At 65.5% G+C, this 23,930-nt stretch carries 11 protein-coding genes; all 11 read right to left on the bottom strand.

The window, feature by feature from the left end:
• Positions 1 to 33 precede the first annotated feature (33 nt).
• Positions 34 to 1,425: an exopolysaccharide biosynthesis polyprenyl glycosylphosphotransferase gene (locus FHT02_RS05670; protein ID WP_184085376.1), complete on the bottom strand. Its 1,392-nt coding sequence runs from the start codon at positions 1,423 to 1,425 to the stop codon at positions 34 to 36.
• Positions 1,426 to 2,014: 589 nt separating this feature from the next.
• Positions 2,015 to 3,649: an alkaline phosphatase D family protein gene (locus FHT02_RS05660; RefSeq protein WP_184085372.1), complete on the bottom strand. Its 1,635-nt coding sequence runs from the start codon at positions 3,647 to 3,649 to the stop codon at positions 2,015 to 2,017.
• 13 nt (positions 3,650 to 3,662) lie between these two features.
• On the bottom strand, positions 3,663 to 6,050 hold the full coding sequence (locus FHT02_RS05655; protein ID WP_184085370.1) for a TonB-dependent receptor: 2,388 nt from the start codon (positions 6,048 to 6,050) through the stop codon (positions 3,663 to 3,665).
• Positions 6,051 to 6,239: 189 nt separating this feature from the next.
• A complete protein-coding gene (locus tag FHT02_RS05650) occupies positions 6,240 to 9,305 on the bottom strand; it encodes a TonB-dependent receptor domain-containing protein (RefSeq protein ID WP_184085368.1) in 3,066 nt (1,021 codons plus the stop codon).
• Positions 9,306 to 9,322: 17 nt separating this feature from the next.
• Positions 9,323 to 10,324 (bottom strand): glycosylasparaginase, encoded by a 1,002-nt coding sequence (locus FHT02_RS05645; protein ID WP_184085366.1) that lies wholly within the window; start codon positions 10,322 to 10,324, stop codon positions 9,323 to 9,325.
• Between the two features lie 274 nt (positions 10,325 to 10,598).
• Positions 10,599 to 12,518 carry an alpha-L-fucosidase gene (locus FHT02_RS05640; RefSeq protein WP_184085364.1) on the bottom strand — a complete coding sequence of 640 codons (1,920 nt, stop codon included), beginning with the start codon at positions 12,516 to 12,518 and terminating at the stop codon, positions 10,599 to 10,601.
• Positions 12,519 to 12,532: 14 nt separating this feature from the next.
• Positions 12,533 to 14,851, bottom strand: coding sequence for a GH92 family glycosyl hydrolase (locus FHT02_RS05635; protein WP_246352196.1), 2,319 nt, complete (start codon positions 14,849 to 14,851; stop codon positions 12,533 to 12,535).
• Positions 14,848 to 16,326, bottom strand: a complete 1,479-nt coding sequence (locus FHT02_RS05630; RefSeq protein ID WP_184085360.1) for a glycoside hydrolase family 125 protein — start codon at positions 16,324 to 16,326, stop codon at positions 14,848 to 14,850. Before FHT02_RS05630 ends, FHT02_RS05635 begins: the two co-directional genes overlap by 4 nt.
• Positions 16,278 to 18,839 (bottom strand): glycoside hydrolase family 3 C-terminal domain-containing protein, encoded by a 2,562-nt coding sequence (locus FHT02_RS05625; protein ID WP_184085358.1) that lies wholly within the window; start codon positions 18,837 to 18,839, stop codon positions 16,278 to 16,280. Before FHT02_RS05625 ends, FHT02_RS05630 begins: the two co-directional genes overlap by 49 nt.
• Entirely contained in the window at positions 18,836 to 21,427 is a 2,592-nt protein-coding gene (locus FHT02_RS05620; RefSeq protein WP_184085356.1) for a glycosyl hydrolase 2 galactose-binding domain-containing protein, read from the bottom strand. Before FHT02_RS05620 ends, FHT02_RS05625 begins: the two co-directional genes overlap by 4 nt.
• Positions 21,424 to 23,757: a beta-N-acetylhexosaminidase gene (locus FHT02_RS05615; protein ID WP_221239311.1), complete on the bottom strand. Its 2,334-nt coding sequence runs from the start codon at positions 23,755 to 23,757 to the stop codon at positions 21,424 to 21,426. Before FHT02_RS05615 ends, FHT02_RS05620 begins: the two co-directional genes overlap by 4 nt.
• Positions 23,758 to 23,930 lie beyond the last annotated feature (173 nt).

Raw genomic sequence — 23,930 nt, 5'->3', positions numbered from 1 at the left:
TCCCGCTTGCCGCTTGTGCGACGAAGCGCGGGATCAATAGGCGTTGCGGTGGACGACGACCTGCGCGGTGCGCGCCAGGATGCCGATATCGCGTAATAGGCTCCAGCGGTGGAGATATTCCAGATCGGCTTCGAGCCGGTTGAGGATATCGCGGCGATGCTCGGTCGCGCCACGGAAGCCGCGGATCTGCGCCAGGCCGGTGATGCCGGGCTTGAGCGCGTGGCGGTGCCAATATTGGCGATCGACGCGCCAGAACAATTCGTCGCCGGCCGTGGAGCCCAGCGCATGGGGCCGGGGCCCCACCAGGCTCATCTCGCCGAACAGCACGTTGATCAGCTGGGGAAGTTCGTCGATGCTGGTCTTGCGAATGAAACGGCCGACCCGCGTGATGCGGTCGTCGTCGCGGCTGGCCGAGCGGGCGCCCTGGCGGTCGGCGCTCTCGACCCGCATGCTGCGGAACTTGAGGATGTGGAAGATGCGGTTGCCGCGGCCCATCCGCTCCTGCCGGAAGAAGACCGGGCCGGGCGAGTCGAGCTTAATGAGCAGGGCAATCACCAGCATCGCGGGCGTGAGCGCGATGAGCACCGGCACGGTCAGGATGATGTCGAGCAGGCGCTTCTTGGCGCGATTGGCCAGGTTCAACGGCCCGCGCGACACCACCACGGTGGTGACGCCGTTCAGCTGATGCACCGACAGCGGCGCGAGCTCGCCGATCTCGGGCACGATGATCTCGCCTAGGATGTTGGCGCCCTTGAGCAGCTGCGCCCATTCGTTCTTGCGCTCGGGCGCGCAGCTGATGACGACGCGGTCGTAATGCTGGAAGATCGTGCCCAGACGATGGAGCATATAGGGGTCGTCGAGATCGGAGCGCAGCGCGGTCATGTTCGCGTCGATGATGTCTCCGCCCAGATACGCGTCGGGAACGTTGCCGCCATCGACGATCACCAGTTCGGTATGCAGCCGCCCGCCGCAACTGCGCTGCACCAGCGAGCAGATCAGCACCCGCTGCGCGACGATCAGGAGCACCGCCGAGGCGATGCCCAGCGACAAGGCGAAGCGCGGCAGGGTGCCTGTCACCTTCAGCGAGAAGACGACCAGCAGGAACAGCAGCATCGTGGCGGAAAGCGAAACCAGCGCGCGGCGCGTGCTGGCGATGCCGCTGGTGAGGCATTTGGGGCCATAAGCCTGGTTCTGGAACGCCACGGCGGCATAGACCAGCATGCCGCCGATCAGCGACGTCCACACGTCCGACGGGATCGACCGTGGCTGCTCCACCTGCGCACCGACTCCGAAGCCGACCAGCAAGGCGAACAGGTCCGCGGCGATCAGGATCAGGCAAAGCCAGATTTTCGCACTGCGCTTTGCCGCGACCATCAGCGGCGCACGGCGCGGGAAATCATGGATCGCCAAGTCGATCTTTGACATGCGGGATCTCGCCTCCCTGACGAACTCAACTGGCCTGGGGCACAGGTCAGGAACGCAACCTATGCTTGCTGCGGTGCAACAGGACACAGGCTGGGAGGGAAGACAACAAGGGGGCTGCCGGACGCCCCGAAAGCGGGACGATCGGTGTTAACATGATTGTTAACTACGATCCCACCCTCCCTCGGCCCCCGTGGAATCAACCTGGATCAAGTCAGAAGAAGGCCCACGATCCAACCGTGCCCAGGACGAGCATGAAGGCTGCGGGCCCGATTCGCGAAATCGCTTGAACCGCGCCTTCGGCACGATCGGCGGGGAAGAGCAGCAGCAGTCGCGCACGCCGATTGACGTCGGGCCCCTGGTCCGATGGCGAGGAAGCCGGCGAGACGCCAGCATGCACGTTTGTGGAGCCCTGCAGACGCGCTGGTTCACCCATCATGCCATCCTCACGACGGCCGGGATTGAAAACCCGGTCCGTAGAACAGAGGTCTTACAGATGTGGGCACGATGAAGCGAGTTGATTCCGCGCCGGCTTATTAAGTGCGCGGTGTAGACGGGGCGCGGCTGGACAAGCCGCGCCCCGTCTACCGCTTCAGACGCGCTGGAGCGGTGCCCGCTGCGCGGCGGGGGCAACGCGGTAGGTTGCGGCGACCTTCCGGCCGAACGGCTTGGCAAGGATCGTGGAAACAGTGACGAACTCCGCTGTGGCCGCGCTCGGCGTCAGCGTCAGCAGCGTGTATCCCTTGTTGTCCTGATCACAGAATGCGACTTCGCGGTTCGCCTCGGCGAGTACAACGCCGAGACCTGGAAGCAGCGAGCCATAGGACGGACTGGTAATCGCAGTGCTGCCGAATTCCGATGCCACGAGCATGCCGGCATCGTCGTACAGGTCGTTGGCCCAGGCAGCATGGCTGTCGCCTGCCAGCACGATCGGTTTCGAGCCTGCACGCCGAAACGCCGCGTAGAGCCGTTCGCGTGCCGCCGGGTAGCCATCCCATGCGTCGAAGTTGAAGGGCAAACCGGCCTCGAAGCCGGCGGCCGCCTGTTGGAGCCGCTTGCGGTAGACCTCCGGAAGCTTTGCGATGTGCGGTGCGAGGCTGGTCAGGTTGGGGCCAGCGACGCGTGCCATCAGGACCTGATTGCCGAGCATCTGCCACGGCTTGTTCGCCTGAACCGAAGCCGCGAGCACGCCTTCAAGCCAGCGTTGCTGATCGGCGCCGAGCATCTCGCGCTCCGGCCGGGCACGTTCAGCCATTACTGCGGCATATTGCTCTGGCCCCGGGGTCCCACCCTTGACCTCGGCCTGCTCGGAACGAGCGAGCAGCCGCGTTTCGACCATGGCAAGCGTCGCCAAGTCCCCGAATTCGAAACTGCGGTTGATCGCGTCCCACGGGCGGCCCTGCTTCGGATCTCGGATCGGCATCCATTCGAAATACGCCTGCATCGCCGCGGCTTTGCGCGCCTTCCAGTTGCCCTCGGTCGCGGGGTCATGGTTCTCCGCGCCGCCGATCCAGCTGTCATTGGCAACTTCATGATCGTCCCACACGCAGATGAACGCGGCCCGGGCATGCGCGGCCTGCATGTCCGCGTCGCCCTTCACCTGCGCATGGCGGCGGCGATAATCCGCCAGCGTCAGGATCTCGTGTGGCGGATCGGGCAAGCGGCCCAGCTTCTTGCCGACTTCGACGCCATATCCCTCGGCGCCATATTCATAGATATAGTCGCCCAGGTGGAGCACCGCGTCGAGGCGCGGCAACGCCGCCATGTCGGCATAAGCGTTGAACAATCCGCCCGGGTAGAGCTGGCACGACGCGACGGCGAGCACCAGCGAATCGATCGCTCCCTTGGGCAAGGTTCGGAAGCGGCCCACCGGCGAGCGGTGGCCCGAAGCAGTGGTGAACCAATACCAATAGTCGCGCCCCGCCTTCAGCCGCGTGACCTCCACCTTTACCGTGTGATCGGCGGCCGCACGCGCCGTGGCCTTGCCGCTGGCGATCGGCTTGCCGTCCGCCGCAGCGGCGACATGCCAGGTGACGGGCACATCTCCGACACCCGCATCGGCCGTGATCCGAGTCCAGATCACCGCACCATCCGCCGCGGGATCGCCGCTGGCGATGCCATGTGCGAAGCGTGCCGCCACTGGCTGGGCGGTTTGCGCAGCGCCTGGAACCCCAAGCGCTGCGCCGCTTCCGAGCAGCGCAAGTGCGCCGCGCCGATTGATCGTCATGTCCAGTATTCTCTTAGAAGCGGGCAGTGAGCTGCGCGCCGTAGAAGCGCGGCTCGGCCGGGATGAAGGTAGGCGTGCGGAAGCTGCCACCGGTATTGCCGGCGTCGAGCAGATACCGCTCATCGGTGGCGTTACGGATGAAGCCGGCCAGTTCGAAGCGCTCGTCCATGAAGCTCACGCCCGCACGCGCGTTGACCAGCGTGACCGGCCCCTGAGACAGTGCGATGTTGTTCGGCACTTCGAAGAAGATGCGGCTGCGATGCGTAACGGTCGGCGTAGCGAAGAAGCGCACGCCGTTGCCAAGCGGCGCGTTGATCGTGAAGCCGGCGGCCGCCTGCCATTCGGGCTGGAGGCGGAAGCGCGCGCCCGAGAAGGTGGAGGCGAAGCTTTCATTCTCGTCGATGCCGCCGTTGATGTAGCCGACATTGCCGAACAGGTTGAGCCAGGATGTGGCGCGCACGTTCAGTTCGGCCTCGGCGCCCAGATTGCTTGCGGTGCCGGCGCTCTGCGTCAGCGACGTGCCGTTGGGTTGAAGCACGCTGACCTGGAAGCCGTCATACTTTTGGTAGTAGACGCCCAGCGAGCCCGAGACGGGGCCGACGCTGCCCTTCAGGCCGGCTTCGTAGTTCCAGACACTCTCTTCCGGAACGAGCTGGAGGTTGGAGGCTGGCGCCCCAGTCGCCAGCCGCCTCGCGTTGAGCTGCACGACCGGCGAGCGGCGTCCCTTCGAAATAGTCGCGAAGACGTTCACATCGTCGGTCAGACGGTACAGCATGTTGAAGCGTGGCAGCACCGCCGAATAGGATCGCCGTGCGGTAAAGGTCTGGCCGCGCGTGTCGATCTGACCAGGCAGCAGCGACGGGCCGATGCCCGCTGCCAGCAGTAACGCACGCTGTTCCGCCGGAAGCAGGGTCGGGAGCAGCGGCACCGGCACGTCCGCGCGGTAGCCCGACTTCCTCTGCTCGATCAGGATGCGCACGCCGGCGGTCAGTTCCAGGGCCGGCGTAGGGATCCAGGTTGTGTCCGCGAACATCGAATAGCTGTCGTTGCGGCCCTGATTCTCATAGACCGAACGATACGGAATTTGGGTCAGCCGACCGCCAGTCGCGAGCGCAGTGGCATTGGCGGCGGTTGGGACGCCGGGCGTGAACCCGACGCACGGCACAGCCGGCGCGCCCGGCAGCGCCGGCCGGCCCTGAAGCGCAGTCAGGCACTGGATGAACGAGCCTTCCTCGGACGAGAAAGGCACGTTCTGGAAATTGTCCTCAACGAACACATTCCAGCCGAACGATGCACGCCACTGCGGATCGCTGTACGAGAAACGGCCCTCATGGCTCGCCTGCCACCCCTTCGAGATCTCGGCGAATTCGAGGAACCATGCGGCCGAGCCATCCGCGTCGAAAACCTCGCGGCTGTCGAACTTGCGATAGCCGTTGACGGTGGTGAACGTGACGCCCGAGCCGAAATCATAGTTCGCTGTCAGGTTGACGTCATAGACTTCGCGGTTGAGGCCCAGCTGATCGTCGCCAAGCGCCTGTTCCGACAAAGGCGATCCGCCCAGATTAGCCTTTCCGAACGGATCACCTGGACCTGCTTCGGTAGGCAGTACCCGCGAGATGAACGGCGTTCCGCCGTTGCGCTGCTGGTCGTAGGTGCCGATCAGGTCGACGGTCAGTGCGTCGGCAGGCGTGTAGCGCAAGGACGCGCGGACGCCGAGCTGGTCCTGCGAGTAGAGCTCCTTTTCCTGGCGCGGCGACAGGTTTTCCACATAGCCGTCGCGCTTCTTCCATTCGAACGCGACGCGGCCGGCCAGCGTGTCCGAACCCGCGTTGAGGAAGCCGGACAGCAGCGTGGAATCATAATTGCCATAGGCGGCGGTCAGAGCGCCAGAATAGCCGGGCTTGGGACGCGCCGAGGTCAGGCTGATCGCGCCCACCGCCGAGGCCGTACCGAACAGCGTCGCCTGCGGCCCCTTGATGACCTCGACACGCTCCAGGTCGTAGATCGCCTGGTACGAGCCGCGCGAGCGCGAGATGTCGACGCCGTTATAATAGAGCGTGACGCGTGGGCCCTGCTGAGCCGAACCGGAATCCGAGGTGATGCCGCGGATCACGATGCCGGGATTGTTGGCGCTCTGCTCCTGGATGTTGAGGCCGGGAATATAGTTGGACAGTTCGTCGAGATCGCTCACGCCGATCTCGGCCATGCGCTCGCCAGTGATCGCCGAGATGGTGATCGGCACGTCGGTGGCGCGCTGCTCTATTTTCTGCGCGGTGACGATGATATCGCCACCATGCTCCTCAGCGGCGGCGGGGTCCTCGATAGTGCTCTGCGCCAGAGCGGGCGCGGCGACAAAGGCAGTGGTGGCGAGCAGCGCCGCGAGCGAAATCCGGTACTTCATTATGTCCCCCGAGTTGGTCCCGGGCTGCTGGACACCGATTGTGAAGCGGTCGCGGCGGAGGTGTTACAATTCTACGAAAGATCGCTTCTTTCGTGTCTCCTGCCGCGCCCGTGCCGATCCGCGGCTCCAAGAAAAAGGGCCCGCCTTCCGAAGAAGGCGAGCCCAAGGTTCCCTGGGAAGGGATCTCGATCAGAAGTTGATGGTCGTCCCGAACGCGATTTGGCGACCCAGCGAGTCGTACCGCGAGTTGATCGTGTTGGTACGCGACAGGCTGCCGACATTGTACGAGTTCGGGAACAGCGGCGGCGTCTTGTCGAGGATGTTGTTCGCCGCGATCCGGAACGAGAAGCCGTCATTGACGCGGAAGCTCAGCGCCAAATCGAAGTAATCGAATGCTTCGATCCGGTTGAACGTCGCGCGCTCACCCGCCTGGGTCCAGCCGAGCGTCGGATCGCCCGAGTTGGTGACGTTGGTCAGCGGGCCGAGGTGACGCCAGTTGAGCGACGCGCTGAAGAAGCGGTCCTGGGTGGTGTAGGTACCACGCAGGTTGTGCGACCATTTCGGGATCAGCTGGCCGCAGCCTGCGCCGCCATAATAGCCCACGCAGTTCTTCTCCGGCAGGGCCGGCGAGTCCTGGCCACCGGCCAGGGTCGTCAGCGAGCCCGAGAAGTCGAAGTCCAGACGGCCTGCACCACCCAGCGGTAGTGCGTACTGGCCCTGGAAGTCCCAGCCATGCGACTTGCTCTTGTAATAGTTGGTCGTGCCCTGGCGGATATAGCCGGTCGCCGGATTGCCCGTCGGGTTGCTGGTCAGCGTGCCGTCGGGGTTGCGCACGAATGCGTCGCAGAAGAACGCGCTACCGGTCGCAAGACAGCCGTTCGAGAAGTAGCTGTAGTCGTTGTAGCCGATCGAGTCGTCTAGATCGATCATGAAGCGATCGACCGAGACCACCAGACCCGGCAGGAAGCGCGGCTTGAGGATCAGGCCAAACGTCTTGGTATAGGCGGTCTCCGGATCGACGGTGAAGCCGCCGCTACGCGTGGTGCAGCCGATATCGGTCGGGCACAGCAGTGTCTGGCTGCCGTACAGGCTGTCGGCCAGACCAGTCGCTGCGCAAACCTCACGCGAGGCGATCGGCGAGCCATAGACCGGCACCTGCTGGCCGTTCGCACCGGTCGTGAACGTCACGGTGGGGGCGCAGAAGTCGCCGAAGCTCGGCACGATCCGGTTGTAGCTGATGTTGCTGCCCTGGAACGCCTCGACGACCGTGGGTGCACGCTGTGCGCGGTTGATCGATCCGCGGAAGGTGATGTCCGGGATAGGTGCCCACAGCGCCTCTGCCTTCCAGGTCGAGAAGGTGTCGGGATTGCTGCTGTACTTCGACAGACGGTACGCGCCGTTCACCTGCAACAGGTCCGCAAAGGGCTTGTGCTGAGCGATCGGCACCTGGAGCTCGACATTACCTTCCCAGACATGCTGGGACAGGCTCTGGTCGGTGCCGCCGTTCCGCGCGCGCCAGATCGGGTCGGCATAGCCTTCGAGCTGGTCTTCACGGAACTCGGCGCCGATCGCGATGGCCACGCCCTCCTCGGCCCAGGGGCTCTGGATGCCATAGGTGCCAAGGTCACCCTGTACCGTCGCAATGACGTTGTAGAGGCGGTTCTCGGTCGTCGAGGTGCCGAAATTGCCTTCGGTCAGATAGTTGAATAGCGCGGTGTTGTTGACCGCCGAGTTCGAACTGAACGGATCAAAGGGTACGCAGCCGTTCGCCACGTCGTTCACGCAGCTGATCGTACCATTGTTGTTGACCACGTTCAGCGCGTTGTTGACGCGGTTGAAGTCCGGACGACCCCAGGTCGTGTCCATCTTGTTGTATGAATAGACGCCACCGACGTCATAGCTCCAGCCCTGTGCGAAGTCGCCGCGCAGGCCGCCCGATACGCGCACGCCCTGGTTGAGGTAGCTGTCGTTGATGGCCGGTACATTGTCGAAGCGCGCGCGCACTTCGATCGGAACGGTGCCGCCAGTGCCAGCTGCCGCGCCGCAGACGATCTGTGCCTGCGCCGCCGACATGAACGGGTTGTTGCAGTTGATCGTGTAGGGGGTGGTGCCCGGAGCATAGGCGGTCGAGCTCAGCACACGCGCTGGATAGGGGTTCGTCGACTCGTCGCGGAACCACATGGCATTGGCATAGACTTCGACTGCGTCCGAAATCTCGAACGAGGCAAAACCGCCGGCATTCCAACGCTCGTTCTCGCGCTGGAAGGCCAGCCCGTCGAACGGGTTGGCGGCGTAGGCGTCACTGTAGGGCAGGAAGGTGCGCGTACCGTCCGGGTTGTTCACATATTGCGGGGCGGTGCCGGGCAGGCCGCCGGTCCCCGGCGTGCCGGGGATGCGCGGCGAAATATAGCCGTTGGGCGTATAGGTCGAGACGGTGCAGCTCAGCGGGCCGTCCTTGACTGTCTGCTGAAGCTCGCATGATGAGGTTTCACGCGCGCTGTAGGGGACCAGGTCCGCCTTGCGGTAGTTCACGTAACCCGAGACGTGGAAGCGGTCGTCGAACAACTTGGTGCCTGCGGTCAGCGACAGGTCGACGCGTCCGCCGTCGAATGCCGAGCCGGTGCGCGGCTGGGCGAAACCATATTGGCGCGCCGTTTCCGAGACGATGGTCGGCTTGTTCTCGTGCGCGTAGAAATTATAGTTGCCGTTCAGCTGGATGCCTTCGAAATTGTCATCCAGGATGAAGTTCACGACGCCGGCGATTGCGTCCGAACCGTACACGGCCGATGCGCCGCCGGTCAGCACGTCGACGCGCTTGATCAGCGAGGTCGGGATCATGTTGGCGTCCAGGCCGTTCTGCGTACCCAGGCGCTTGCCGTCGACCAGGACGAGCGTGCGCTCAAAGCCCAGGTTGCGCAGCTTGATGCGCTGGCGACCGTCCGAATCTTGATAGTTCTGCTGGCTGTCCGGGGCGATCATCGGAATGCGGTTGAGCACTTCCTCGATGTTCACTGCGGCCTGGGCGCGGATCGACTCCGACGTCACCGAGGTGATCGGTGCCGCGGCGGCGATGTTCGGACGGCTGATCCGCGAACCGGTGACGACTATCGAGCCTTCATCCGTGCTGGCGGTATCGGCATTCGCCGTGGTTTCGGCGACCGGGCCGCCGGTCGTGTTCGCTTCCTGCGCAAAGGCAGGAGCGGCGAACAGCACCGCAAAGCAGGTGGAGCTCAGTAACAGCGCATTCTTCTTCATATCTTCCCCCAAGGGATTCACTTTTGAGTGTTGCCGCGCCCTTTTAGGCTTTCGGCGGCTCGGACTTGCGTCCCGCCCTGCGGGTCGGTGACGGCAAAGGTGAAGCCGGGCTGGAGCGCGAAAGCGCCCACTTCGCCGCGGCTGTTGATGGCAAGGAAGCCGACTTGGGCGTCACGGATCGCGTCGCCACGCAGCTTGGCGATGTGCAGCACGGCCTCGCGGCATGCAGCTTGCGGCGACATGCCCGAACGCATCGAGCCGACCACGCGCGCCGAACCGACGATGCGGGTGACTTCTTCACCCACGCCGGTGGCAGTGGCAGCGCCGACGCCGGCTTCGACGTACAGGCCCGAACCCGCCTGGGGCGAGTCGCCGACGCGCCCGCGCAGCTTGAACGCCATGCCCGAGGTGGTGCAGGCGCCGGCAAGCCGCCCATCGGGCGCGCAGGCGACCATGCCGATCGTGTCATGATCGAGCGCCGAGCCGCGCAGATTCTCGCTGTTGGCGATGGGCTGGTACTTGGCGGTCTTGAGCCATTCGCGCCACGCCTTCTCGGCTTCCGGCGTCAGCAGCTTGGTCTTCTGGAAACCCTGCTCGACCGCGAACTGGTGCGCGCCTTCACCCACCAAGAAGGTGTGCGGCGTCTTCTCCATGACGCGGCGCGCGACCGAGATCGGGTGCATGAAGTCTTCGAGCGCGGCGACCGCGCCGACATTGCCGCGGTCGTCCATGATGATCGCGTCGAGTGTCACATGGCCGTCACGGTCGGGATAGCCGGAATATCCGACCGAGTGATTCTCGGGATCGGCTTCGGGAACCCACGCCCCGACCTCAAGCGCATCGACCAGATTGCCGGTCTTCTTCCACTGCGCATACGCCGCGGCGTTCGCCGCCGCGCCGAAATCCCAAGTCGACACGATCAGCGCGCGCGACGTAGCCTGCGCTGCTGCTGGGCCCGCGGCTGCGATCGCAGCACCGCCGACACCCAACGCCAAAGCTCCCCGACGAGACGTTTCCATGGTTCGCGACATCCCAAAGCCCGGCCGCCGATGGGCAGCCGTCCAAGCCCGAACGTCATAGCTACGTCCTTAGCCTGACACGAGGTTGTCATAGGTGAAATCGCACTTCAATACCAAAAACGGCGTTGGTCCTATCTGTCGCGCGATCTTGCAGACCAGTTGCATAATTACGTCACCCCGCCGCAGGACCAGCAGAGTCGTGCGCCGCCACGCTGCATTGCAGCATAAAACGAGGAAGCGGCGCGTCACGGGCTCCACGTGACGCGCCAGCAGATCAGCGTTTTGGCGTGAAGCCGCCAATGCCTGCAATTGCGAGGCGCGAGGCTGCAACCGCGGTTTCCGCGAAGCGGAGTCGCAGATAACGGGTGGCACGCGCCTGAGCGAAGACGATGCGCTGCGTGGAGAGCGCGTAAGCGATGTTGGAGAACTCCCCGCTCGCTGCGGCAGTCCAATTGGTACCATCGGTGCTGGTTTCCGCATGGTAGCCGCGCGGCGGGGCGGCGCCGGTCATCACCTGGCGCGAGGGCGTCAGGCTGAAGCCGGCAAGATCGGTGACCGCGCCAAGATCGACAACGACCTGCGCGGGCTTCGCTGCCACAGGGCTGGGCTGAATCCAGATGGTGCTGGCCTCGTTGTCGAGCAGCTTCTCGGCGCCCGGTGCACTCGCCTCAACAACCCGCCACTTCGTGACGTCGAGTACGGTTGGATCCGTGGAGACGATCGCGGGCACCGGCACCGGCGCGACCGAGCGGAACAGCGCAAACTCGCTGATCGCGGGGCTAGCCGGCGCCTCCAGCACGCGGAGCCGCACGCGGCGCGGCCCAATCGGGGCGGGAAGGCGGATGATCCGTTGTGCCGAGATGCATTCATGCTCGGCCAGCGTCCGCCACTTGCCGTCGACCTCTGCATCTACTGCGAAGCGCGTGACGCGGACGCCGAGCGGAAGATATTCGCGCAGCCGGATCACGTCGAAGCGAGTGCCGGGCTTGAGGTCCAGCGTCAGCGTCGGATTGGCGACACCGTCGGGGCCGGTCCAATAGGTCTCGCGATCGGCATCAAGCACGCGCGATGGCGTGAAGCCCGCGCGACTGTGGCTGGCGTGCGCCACCGCTCCTTTGGCAAGGTCGCGTGCAAAGGTGGCGCGGATCGCATCGCCGAACGATTTGAGGATCTTGAAGTCCTGATCGGGAATGCGGCCGCGCCGATCCGGTGGGATGTTGAGGTTGAGGTTCGTGCCGCGCCCGACCGACTCATCATATAGCCGGATCAGCCGCTCGGGGCTCTTAACCTTGGAATCCTCGTCGGCGTGATAGAACCAGCCCGGGCGGATCGAGACGTCGGTTTCCGCCGGCCACCAGATTGCGCCGCCGCGCACGCCCGAATTGCCGTTCTTCTGGTCATACGGCTCGTTGGGCATGGTCGGCCAGCACGGATCACCGGCCACGCCGTCTTCATTGCCAACCCAGCGAATGTCGGCGCCGAGAGGATCGAAGGTGCAGGCGTTGGGCTGAAGCTGGTGCACCAGCGCGATAATCGACGGCCAATTATAGTAACGCGGCGCGTCAATCTTCCGCGCCTCGCGCGCGCCGCCATAATAGCCGTCGCCGCCATTGGCGCCGTCGAACCAGACTTCGAACAGCTCGCCATAGCGGGTGCACAACTCGGTCAGTTGCGCGCGGTAATACTCGACATAGGCCGGACGGCCGTATTCGGCATGGTTACGATCCCACGGTGACAGGTACAGCCCAAAGGGCAGCTTCGCGCGCTTGCACGCGTCGGCCATCTCGCGGACGATGTCGCCCTTGCCGTCTTTGTACGGGCTGTTGCGGATGCAATGCTCGGTGAGCATCGTAGGCCACAAGCAGAAGCCATCATGGTGCTTCGCAGTAAGGATCAGCCCCTGAAGGCCACCGGCCTTGGCTGCCGCCACGATCTGGTCGGGATCGAGGTCGCTGGGATTGAACAGCTTGGGGCTTTCGTCGCCAAAGCCCCATTCCTTATCGGTGTAGGTGTTGATCGAGAAATGGACGAAGGCGTATTGCTCGCGTCCGTGCCAGCGCCACTGGCGCGGGTGTGGCGTCGCCCCGAAGGGGTTGGGCGCGTTCGCCTGTGGCGCGGCGAGGGCGGGAGCAGCGGGGAGCGCGGCACCGGCGAGGCCGGTGGCGATCAGGGTGCGCCGGGAAAGTTCGGTCATAGGATCCTCTTGTCTCAGGCGGGCGTGCGGCCAAACGACGGCGGGCGGTCGGCAAGGGCGCGGCCGAACGCGCGATTGGGTGTGCGGGACATTGTGAAGCGCAGCGTTCCGCCCCCAGCGAGATCGCGATGCGCAATCCAGCTTTTGGTCCACGGGCGACCGTTCCAGGTCACCGCGGCGACATAGGGGGTGTCGGGCCCATTGTTCGGCGCTTCGATCACCAACTTGCGCGTGCCCAGCTTGAGCGTCGCGCGGGTGAACAGCGGCGATCCGAAGACATAGGCAGCCTCGACCGGATCGACCGGATAGAAGCCCAGCGACGACAGCACGAACCAGGCGCTCATCTGCCCGCAATCGTCATTGCCGATGATCCCGTCGGGATCGTTCTTGTACATTTCGACGCAGAGGCGGCGGACCATAGCCTGAGTTTTCCAAGGCGCGCCGACATAGCTGTAGAGATAGGGTGCGTGCTGATCCGGCTCGTTGCCGTGCGCATATTGGCCGACGAGGCCGGAGATATCGGGCGGGGCGTTGGCAGGCAGAGTCGAGGGCGCGGTGAACAGCGCGTCGAGCTTGGCCTCGAACTTGGCATCGCCGCCCATATGCGCGATCAGGCCATAGATGTCGTGCTGGTTGAGGAAGGTCGCCTGCCAGCCATTGGCTTCGGTATAGTCGCGCCAATCCGGTTCGGGCATGTGGCCGAGCTGGATCGGGTCATAGTTCTTCCACCAGCTGCCGTTCGCGAACTTAGGCCGTGCGAAACCGATCTGGGGGTCGATGACGTTGCGCCAATTGCCCGAGCGTTTGAGCAGGCGATCGGCGTCGGCGGGTGCACCCGCGACCCGCGCGAGCCGCGACGATGCCCAATCGTCATAGGCATATTCCTGAGTGCGGCTGACACTCTCATTCACCTTATCAGCCGGAACATAGCCGAGCCGGTCATAGTGATCACGGCCTCGGCTGTTTTCCTTGTCCGGCGCGGCGAAGTCGAAGCTTCGCTTGGCGATAGCCGGCCAGGCCGCGGAATAGTCGGCGGGAATGCCCTTGGCATGCGCCTCGGCGAGCGGCACCACGCCGTGCCAGCCGATCATTGTGCCGGTTTCCTTGCCCTGAAGCGGCCAGACCAGCGGGCCGAAAGGCGATTGCGCGGTCTGGCGGATAAGATCGTCGACGAGCAGCTTGGTCTGGTCGGGTGCGACGAGCGTCAGCAGCGGGTGCAGCGCGCGATAGGTGTCCCACAGCGAATAGCTGCTGAACGCCGTGCCGCCGGCAGGCGCGGTGTGCACCCTTCCGTCGAGCCCAGGGTAGCGGCCATCCACGTCGGAAACGAGCGTCGGCGCGACTTGGGAATGATAAAGGGCCGAGGAGAGGATCGTGCGCTGGTCGGCGGTGCCACCCTCTACCTGAATGGTGTCGAGCGCCATGGCCCAGCGCGCGGACGCGTCTCGGCGGATGCGGTCGAAGTTCCAGTGCTTGGCATCTGCCTGGAGATTGGCGCGGGCGCCGGCGGCGTCGACCGCCGAGATGCCGCAGCGAACCAGCACCGGCGCGGCCCCGGCATCGTCATAATGGAGGACAGCCTTGAGCCGCTTGCCGGTGACACCCGTAGAGCCGGCCGGCTGGGGCAGATCATTGTCGCCATGGAAGGTGATACGGTTTGGCCGACGCGAGAACTGCATCGCGAAGAAGATGCGGCGACCCTTGGCCCAACGGAACACGCGGCGCGTGCCGGTGAGCGTGCCGTCGGCGTCGATCGCGAGTGAGGCTTCGTCGATCAGCGGATGCGCGCCGGTGCGCTCCAGCACCAAGTGCGACAGGTCGACCAGCAGGTGCCCGGCACCCTTGGGAAAGCGATAGCGGTGCCAGCCCGCGCGATCGGTGACGGTCAGCTCGGCCTGCACGCCGGTTTCCAGCGCGACGCGGTAATAACCGGGCTCGGCCTGCTCAGCCGAGAAGCGCTGGCGATAGCCTGCGTCGGGGTTCTCCAGCGTGCCGGGCTGCAGCTGCACGGGGCCGGCGGAGGGCACTACCAGCACATCGAGCATGTCGCCGATGCCGGTGCCCGACAAATGGGTGTGCGAGAAGCCGAGGATCGAGGTGTCGGCGCGGTAATAGCCCGAACAGGTTTCCCAGCGCTCGACCCCGGTATCGGGGCTGAGCTGGACCATGCCGAACGGCACGGTGGCGCCGGGATAGGTATGGCCGGTGCCGCCGGTACCGATAAATAGGTTGGGCGCGGCGGCCTTCCGTGAGCGTGCAGCGGAAGCCGGCAGCGCGGAGGCGGCGAGCCCGAAGGCGCTCGAGGCGAGCAGTTGGCGACGAGTAGGGGTCAAAGCGTGTCCGCCAATAGGTGCGGCCGGGTGTCGGCCAGGTGAACGATGAGCTCGCCGAACAGGCCATTTGCCCAGGCGAACCATTCGCGGGTGAACTTGGAGGGATTATCGTCGTCCACGGCTTCGTGGATGAAGCCGGTGCCGCCATCGCTGTCGCGGATCATGCGCAGGCAGGTGCGGATCGTCGCGTCGTCGCCGACGGTGAAGGCGCGCATCACCAGCGACATCGGCCAGACCTGGCCCAGTCCGACATGCGGTCCGCCAATGCCTTCAACAACCTTGCCACGTGACCAATATGGGTTGTTCTCGCTCCACGCCGCCGCGGCGGTGCGCTGAAACAGCGGGTCGCTCGCCCTGAAACAGCCGAGATAGGCGAGGCTGGAGAGCGAGGGGACGTTGGCGTCGTCCATGAAGATCGCGTTGCCGAACCCGTCGACTTCGAACGGAATGACCTCGCTGCCGTCGGGCAGCCGCATCCGCGCATATTGGCGGAGCGCCGCGGCGACTTCGTCAGCGAGCGCCACGGCTTCGGTCGCCAGTGCTGCATCGCCGCGGGCGGCATTCGCCACCACCGCAAGTTCGCGTAGCGCGGTCACGGCGAAATAGTTGGACGGGATCAGGAACGGCAGGACGCAGGCGTCGTCCGACGGGCGGAACCCGCAATGGATCAGACCCACGGATCGCGACGGCGCACCATAGCCATCGAGCGGCAGGGATTCGCTTGGGATGTTGCTCTTGCGCTGGAAGCGGTACGGACCCTTGCCGTTTTTGCGCTGCTGCTCGCGGAAGGTGGCGATGCTCAGCCGCGCGGCTTCCGCCCAGCGCGCGTCAAAGGGAGTCCTGTCGCGCGTTGCCTGCCAATAGCCGTGCGCCAGGCGCATCGGGTAGCAGAGTGAGTCGATCTCCCATTTCCGCTCGGCCACGCCGGGCTTGAGCGGAAAGCGGTCGTCTAGCGACCAGCTGAGGTTCGTCTTGGCGGTGGGATCCTCCATATACGCGTTGGCATAAGGATCGAGCAGGATCGATCGCGACTGGCGGGCGATCAGGCCATGGTAGAGCCGCCGCAGATCGGCATCCTGCCTGGCGAGGTGCAGATAGGGCTTCACCTGCGCCGAGCTGTCGCGCAGCCATAGCGCGTTGATATCGCCGGTGCGCACGAACGCGTCGGGTGCGCCGTCGATCGTGCGCATGGCGACGGTGGTGTCGAGCGTGTTGGGATAGCAGTTGCCGAACATCCAGCGCAGTTTGGGGTCGCCGATCTTCTTCGAGACGCGGACGATCTCACGCTCAACGGCCTTGCTGACGAACTTGCGCTCGGCCGGCTTCGGGCGGTGGCTGACGAAGCCGCTCTTCTGGCCGAGCGCGGGGGTGGCTGCGAGCGCAAGCGCTGCGCCGATCACGGTACGGCGGCTGATCTCCTTGGCAATCACTTGGGCAGCTCCTGGGCTTCGCCGGTCAGGGTAAAGTCGGCCCATTGGCCAGGCGCAGTGCCGGGCTGGCCACCGCCGACCCACAGGCGATAGGCGCCGGGCATCACGCGGCGGGTGCCGTCGCGTGCCACCGTGCTGATGCTGCGGGGATCGAGGGTGAAGCGCAGCGTGGATGCCTTGCCGGGCTTGAGATCGACGCGGCGGAAGCCGGCGAGCTCGCGCTGGAGCACCGGGGTGGTCATGGTGCTGCCCTTGACCGCGGGCGGCACCACATAGGCCTGCACGACTTCTTCGCCCGCGCGGGCGCCGCTGTTGCGGACGCGGACGCTGACGTCGACCGGGGTAGTGGTGCCACCGGCCTTGGCGGTGAGCGCGTCATAGGTGAAGCTCGTGTAGCTCAGGCCATGGCCAAAGCCCCAGAGCGGCGTGCCGGTGAAGAAGCGGTAGGTGCGCTCCTTCATGCCATAGTCGACGAAGGCGGGCAGGTCCGAGGTCGATTTGTAGAAGGTGACGGGCAGGCGGCCGGACGGATTGTTGAGCCCGGCCAGCGTCTCGGCGATGGCGGTGCCACCGGACTCGCCGGGATACCAGGCAGTGAGGATCGCGTCGGCCATCGCTGGGTCGACCGCCACGGCGCTGCCGTTGGTCAGCACGAGCACCACCGGCTTGCCGGTGTCGCGCACCGCCTGGAGCAGGCGCTGCTGGGCGAAAGGCAGGGCGATGTCGGTGCGGTCTCCGCCGGCAAAGCCGGGGACGGTGACCTGAAGCGCCTCGCCCTCAAGGTCCGGCGACAGGCCGAGCACTGCGACCACCACGTCGGCGTCCTTGGCAGCGCTTACTGCCTGGGCGAGCAACGGCTCGGCGGGGGGCAGCCAGAGCAGGCGCAGCCCTTCGTCCTCACCGGCATGATCGAGCTCCATGCGGAAGGCGTGGCGGCGGCCATCGCTGGTGAAGGGGATCTCCACCCGCGCCTTGCCAAGCAGGCCAGCGTGAAGCGGCTTGCCGTCGATCCACAGCCGCACGCTGTCGTGCGTGGTGCAATCCTTCCAGCATGCCGGAATGTCGATCGCCAGCGTGTAGCGACCGGCGCCCGGGGGCACGATATCGCCGGACCAGCGCACCGCGAACCCCTTAGGGTCGAGCCCTTCGATCGGGGCGGCGCGGGTGTAGTTGAAGTCGATGCGGCGGTCCTGCCGGACATGCGCGGGCGTGCCGGTCACGGTGGGGCTGGCGAAATATTCCGCCTTGAGCCCCGGCTTGCCGTCGGCGGTGAAGGCGGTTTCGGGCATCACCACCGGCGCGCCATCGGCGAGCACCGAGCCTTGCGCGAACCGGACGTTCCCAGCGCCGAACTGGCGGCGGATGCCGTCGAGCGGGGTCACCGGCGCCTTGGCAGTGCCGTGATAATTGCCCTCGAGCACGTTGAGGTCGTCGGCATTTGCGCCAATCACCGCGATCCGGCTGCCGGGCTTGAGCGGCAGCCGGGCGGCGTCGTTCTTGAGCAGCACGATCGCCTTGCGCGCGGCGTCGAGCGCCAGTTCGCGGTGGGCGGGCGTGCCGACTTCGCTTGGGCGGATGCGGTTCCACGGGCTGGTCGCGCCGAAGATGGTGCCGAGCGCCTGGCGTGCCGAAAGCGCGCGGGTGAGCGCGGTGTCGATCTCCGCCTCGCTCACCAGCCCACGCTTCACCGCTTCGGGCAGCGCGGCATAAGTGTTGCCGCAGTTGAAGTCGTTGCCGCCCTTGATCGCGACTGCGGAAGCTGCCGCGGCGTCGAGGCGGTAATGGTGGAACATGTGAATGTTGGCCACCGCGTCGCAGTCCGACACGGTGAAGCCGTTAAACCCCCAATCGGTGCGCAGCCGGGTGTTCATCAGGTCGGGCAGAGCGCAGACCGGCACCCCGTGGATCGAGTTGTACGCGCACATCAGCGAGCGCGCCTTGCCCTCGGTCACCGCCAGACGGAAAGCGGGGAGATAGGTCGATTCCAGGTCCTGCGGGCTGGGATCGACATCGAAGCTGTCGCGCCCGGCCTCGGGCCCGCTGTGCACCGCGAAATGCTTGGGCGTAGCGATGACCTTTGGATATTTGGGATCAGGGCCCTGCAGACCCTTGATGAAGGCGACGCCCAACCGCCCGGTGAGGTAGGGGTCCTCGCCATAGGTTTCCTGGCCGCGGCCCCAGCGCGGATCGCGGAAGATGTTGATGTTGGGCGACCAGATGGTCAGGCCTTCATAGATCCGTCGATCGGCGTTCAGCGGCTTGGCGTTGAACTTCGCGCGCGCTTCAGTGGCGACGACGTCGCCCACCTTGCCGAGCAGGTCGACGTCCCAAGTGGCGGCGAGGCCGATCGCCTGGGGGAAGACGGTGGCATAGCCGTTGCGCGCCAGGCCGTGCAGGCCCTCATTCCACCAATCAAAGGCGGGCAGGCCGGCTTCGGGATTGGCGGGCGCGGTGCTTTGCAGCTGGGCGGCCTTTTCCTCCACCGTCATCGTCGCGATGGCCTTGGCAATCGCATCGGCATCGGGTTCGGCGGCGGCGAGAAGCAGGAACGGGATCATGACTGGGGTCCGAGAGTGCGGAGGGTGAGGGCGCGTTGCAGCGCTTGCGGGTCGGCCTGCGACGCGACGGTGATCGTCACGCTTTCGCCGGGCAGCAGATCAAAGCCGTCGTCAGAGGGCTGGGCGGCGATGCTGCCGAAGTCGAGCATCACCGCGCGGGCGAGCGCCGAGGCAGTGATTGTGACGCGATTGCCGTCCCAGCGCGCGGAAAGGCCGGGGGCGAAGTACGCCATGTCCTTGGGCAGCGCGCGCTCGACGATCGTGCGAGAGATGCTGCGCCCGCCGATGATCAGTTCGGCGACGGCATAGCTGGCGTTCGCGGGGGCGGCACCGAACAGGTCGGCGTCGGCGATCTTCGCAGCTTCCTGGGCGCCGAGCGGGTTGAGCGTCACTTCGGCGCCGCGCTCGCCCAGCGGCTTGCCGGCCATGTCGAACGCGCGAATGCGCCACTGCGCCTGGATCGGCTGAGTCGCGTCGGACACCAGCGCCACCCGGGTTGCACCGTCGCGATGCTCTGTGACGATCGCCTGGGGCGCGAAGAAGCGGCGGGCCGCATAATGGAGAAGCTTCCACTGGCCGCTATAGTCAACGCTGGCCCAGGAGATGGCCGGCCAAGTGTCGTTGAGCTGCCAATAGAGCGAGCCCAGCGTAGTGGGACGGCAGGCCCGGTGATGCCGCGCGGCCATGTCGATCGCCTGGGCCTGGTTGACCTGCGTCAGGTACACCGTGTCGGCGAAGTCCTTTGGCGCGCGCAGGCGCTGGTCGAGATAGAGCTTGAGACGGCTATTGCCCTCGCCCGCGAGGAACTTCTGATGCGCCTTGAGTACGGGACTCTCCAGCGTCAGCGGGCCATCGCCGGCAAAGCCGCGAACCGTGGACATGTCAGGCATCGCCTGGAAGCCGTATTCCGACATGAAGCGCGGACAACTGTCGAGGTAACGCTCAACCGGCTTGGAGCCGGACCACACGTCCCAGAAATGGCGGTCACCGTCCTTGTCAGTGTCCGCCGGCGCCTCGTAATCGGTCGCCGGCGAGTTGTTCCAATAGGGCGTGCCAGGCGAGCGGGTGAGCACCGCGTTGCGCAGCACGCGATCGAACAGCACCGCCATGCCGACGCCGATCCGCTCCTGCTCGTCGGCGCCGACGCGCTTCTTGAACGCCTTGCGGTCGGACCAATTCTCCCAGCCGGCCAGGATCTCGTTGCCGCCCGACCAGGCGATCACCGAGGGATGCGGCTGGAGCCGTTCGACCTGTTCCTCGGCCTCGATCCGGACATTGTCGCGGAACGCCGCGTCCGGTGGCGTGACCGCGCCGCCGAACATGAAGTCCTGCCAGATCATCAGGCCCATCTTGTCGGCAATCTCGTAGAACGCGTCGTCGAGATAATATCCGCCGCCCCAGACGCGGATCATGTTCATGTGCACGTCGCGCGCGCTCTGGAGGATGTGCTCCATCTGCGCGCGCGGCACGCGCGACGGGAAATTGTCGAAGGGGATCAGGTTCGCACCCTTGGCGAAGATGGGTACGCCGTTGACCTTGAAGCCGAAGCTGCCGTCTTTGCGGATCAGATCCACCGTGCGCAGGCCCAGCGTCTGGGTAATGCGGTCACTGGTCTCGCCGCCATCGACCAGCGAACCGGCGACGCTGTAGAGGGGCTGGTCGCCATACCCGACCGGCCACCAGCGTCGCGGCTTCGCGACGGTGAGGGGGAGGCTGAGTTCGTTGATGCCCGCTGCAACGGTGAAGCTGCGCTTGACGCTCTGCTTCTTGCCGCCGGGCGCGGTGAGCATGGTGTTGAGCGTGAACTTGCCGGCGCGGTCGGCAACGATGCGGTAGCGCGCCACCAGGCGGGCTTCGGCGGCGTTGATCGCTTCCTGCTCGACACGCAGGCCGTCGATGCGGGCTGCGTCCCAAGCTTCCAGCCGCACCGGGCGCCACAGGCCGATGTTGATCAGGCGCGGACCCCAGTCCCAGCTCCAATGATATTTGGGCTTACGGATGTAAGGCGAGGTCTGCTTGCCCTTGGGCTCGTCGCCGAATTCGGATTCATATTCGCCTGGCAGCGGGTTGGCTTCGGCGAGCACGCGAGGCTGGAGCGTGCGAATGGGCGAGGCGAACGAAACCACCAATTCGTTGCGGCCGGCGTGGAGGGCAGACTTGGCGTCTACCCGCCAGCGGCGATGCGCGTTGTCCGCGGTAAGCAGCAGCTTACCGTTAAGCGACACCTTGGCGAAGGTGTCGAGCCCGTCGAACACAAGTTCAAGGTGATCGCGCTTGAGCATCGCCGGGGTGACGTCGATCACCTTGCGGAATTGCCAGTTGGTCAGGCCGGCCCATTGGATCGGCGCCTGGTTGATGCCCTTGAACGGATCGGGGACGCGGCCGAGCGCGATCAGGTCCTGCTGGACGCTTCCCGGAACACGCGCCGCGAACCAGCTCGCCTCGCCGGGATGGGCCTTGGCAGCGGGCGTATCGGCTGGGTCGATGCGGACTTCCCAAGCGCCGTCGAGCGACAGCGTCTCGCGCGGATCGGCCCAGGCGGGAAGGCCGGCGAACAGCAGCGGAAGGGCGAGCAGCGCGCGCTTCACTTGGACGCCCCCTCGGTCAGTTCGACCTTTTCGACCGTGTAGAAGGGCGCCGACAGCGGTGAGGTGAATTGGAAGCACAGGTCTTCGTCTCCCTGCATCTCGGGAATCGTGCCCGAGAAGGTGAATTGGTTGGGTGCTGTCTCGGGATCGGGCAGCGCGAAGCTGCCGATCAGGATTGGCTTGATGGTCTTGTCCTTGGCAGCCGCGGTGCAGCGCGCAGTGACCAGCAACTCGCCATGCATCGTTGCTGGATAATGGTCGCGGCGTTTCAACGTGTCGTGCGCCAGGCCCCAGTGCCGGGCCAGCCGCGCGACGCTGACGGTGAAGCCCCTGGCAACATCAAGCGGTGCGGCGGGATAGGCGCTGCAATTGTTGTACAGTTCGATGTTGTACACCGGCGCGTTGGCAGTTGCGTCGGGCGTGAGCGGCACGCGTAGATACAGGTTCCCGCCAGGGCAGGCGGCGAGGTCGGAGGTGGTGCGGGTCAACAGTGCCGCGCGGCCGGTGTCGAACGCGCGCGCGGCGGCGGTGGCGTTCCCCGACTTGTCGAAGGCCGCGGCGCGGATCGTCACACCGGGTTTGAGCGTCAGCGCGCCTTGGTAGGCAGGCGACTTCGACGTCGGCTCGCTGCCGTTGGTGGTGTAGCGGATCGTGCCGTAGGAGGCCTGGGTCGACAGCGCGACCACCGCCTTGTTGGCGCGCAGCGCGTCGCCGCGGCTGCCCTGAAGCTGATAGGCGACTGCAAAGGCGCCGTCAGAAACGTGCATTCCCGAGCGCCGCCAGCGCCCGATCTGTGGCTGCACGCGGTCGAGGAAGCTGGAGAAGTCCCGCTTGTCCTTAGCCGACCAGGTCATCTCGGCGATCGCGGCGGCACGCGGGAAGAACGCGTGCTGCATCTGCTGCGGGGTGATCAGATACTCGCTCCACGCATTACCCTGCGCGCCGAGCACATGCTTCGCGCGATCGGCATCGATCCCGACAGGTATGGGTTCGTACCGATAGATTTTCTCAAGCGACTGCACCGCCAGCCGGCCATTCCACTCGTCGGGGAGGTTGCTTTGCAACTGGTCCAGATACAGGAGCGGCGACGGGCTCAGCACCACGTCATGCCCCTGATTGGCGGCTTCCACAGCGCCTTTCTCCCCGCGCCAGGACATCACCGAAGCAGAGGCGGGCAACCCGCCTTCCAGGATCTCGTCCCAGCCGATCAGCCGCCGCCCCTTGGTGGCCAGATACGTGCCGAACTGCTCAATCATCCAGCTTTGCAGTTGGTTCTCGCTCTTCAGGCCGAGTGCCTTGATCTGCGCCTGGACCTTGGGCGAGCGCTCCCATTGATCCTTGATCGCCTCGTCGCCGCCAAGATGGATGAAGGTGCCGGGGAAGACTTCGATCAGTTCATCGAGCACGTTCTTGACGAACTGAATGCCCTCAGGCGCCGGATTGAAGAGATACGGCATCACCCCCCAATCGTGCCCGACTTTAGGCGCATCGGCGAACACGCTGAACTCAGGATAGGCGGCCGCGAGCGCCTGGGCATGGCCCGGCAGGTCGATCTCGGGGACGATCGTCACGCCGCGCTCCGCGGCATAGGCGACCAGCGCCTTCAACTGGTCCTGGGTGTAGAAGCCGCCATGCTTCGGCCCGACCGGTCCGCCGCTAGACGGCGGCGTGCGCCAGCCGCCGACCTCCGTCAGCTTGGGATAGCGCTTCACTTCGAAGCGCCAGCCCTGATCGTCGGTCAGATGGAGGTGGAGCGTGTTGAGCTTCACCGAGGCCATTTGGTCGACGATCTTGTACACTTCCTTGATCGGCTGGAAGTGGCGGGCGACGTCCATCAGCAGCCCGCGCCAGCCAAAGCGCGGTGCGTCCTCGATACTGAGCGCCGGCACTTTGGCCGCTTTGCCGAAGGCGCGGTCGGGGCTGAGCAGCTGCGCGACGCTCATCGCACCATAGAGCAGGCCGCGATCTCCTGACGCGGTCACGCGGATGCCGGATGTGTCCACGATCAGGCGATAAGCTTCGTCGCCGGAGACAGTCGCATCACGGGCGAATGTGATCGCTGCGGTACCCGCGCCGCTTGTCAGGGTAAGGCCCCGCTCGGTTTTGACATGCGCCGCAAGCACACGCGCCGCCGTGGCGGCGCCGGCGTCACCGGGGGGCGTGGCGATGACCGCGCCATCCCGTACCGTGAAGGTACCGGAGCCGAGCACAACGGCGGCCGGCAGCGGCGTCAGCGGGAGCGTGTCGGCGCTCTGCGCAAAGGCGGAAGACGATGCGAGCAACGCTGCCCAGCCGAGCTGCCGCGCTTGCCTCATTCCGATCTTGCCCATGTCCTGCCTCCCGCAATGCCGTCGACCCGCGGCTGGAGGCTAGGTGTAACCAATATAGGTCCTGGCACAATAGCTGCGTTCGATATCTTGTCTCGTTCGGGTGTTTGTTGCCACGACATTGCTGCGGCGCGGACGCTTCGCGTCACATACCAATATAGCCCCACAAGGATGCC

Origin of the sequence: Sphingomonas xinjiangensis (assembly GCF_014199255.1) — a bacterium.
Lineage (GTDB): Bacteria > Pseudomonadota > Alphaproteobacteria > Sphingomonadales > Sphingomonadaceae > Sphingomonas > Sphingomonas xinjiangensis.
This window is presented reverse-complemented; position numbering and strand designations above follow the sequence as displayed.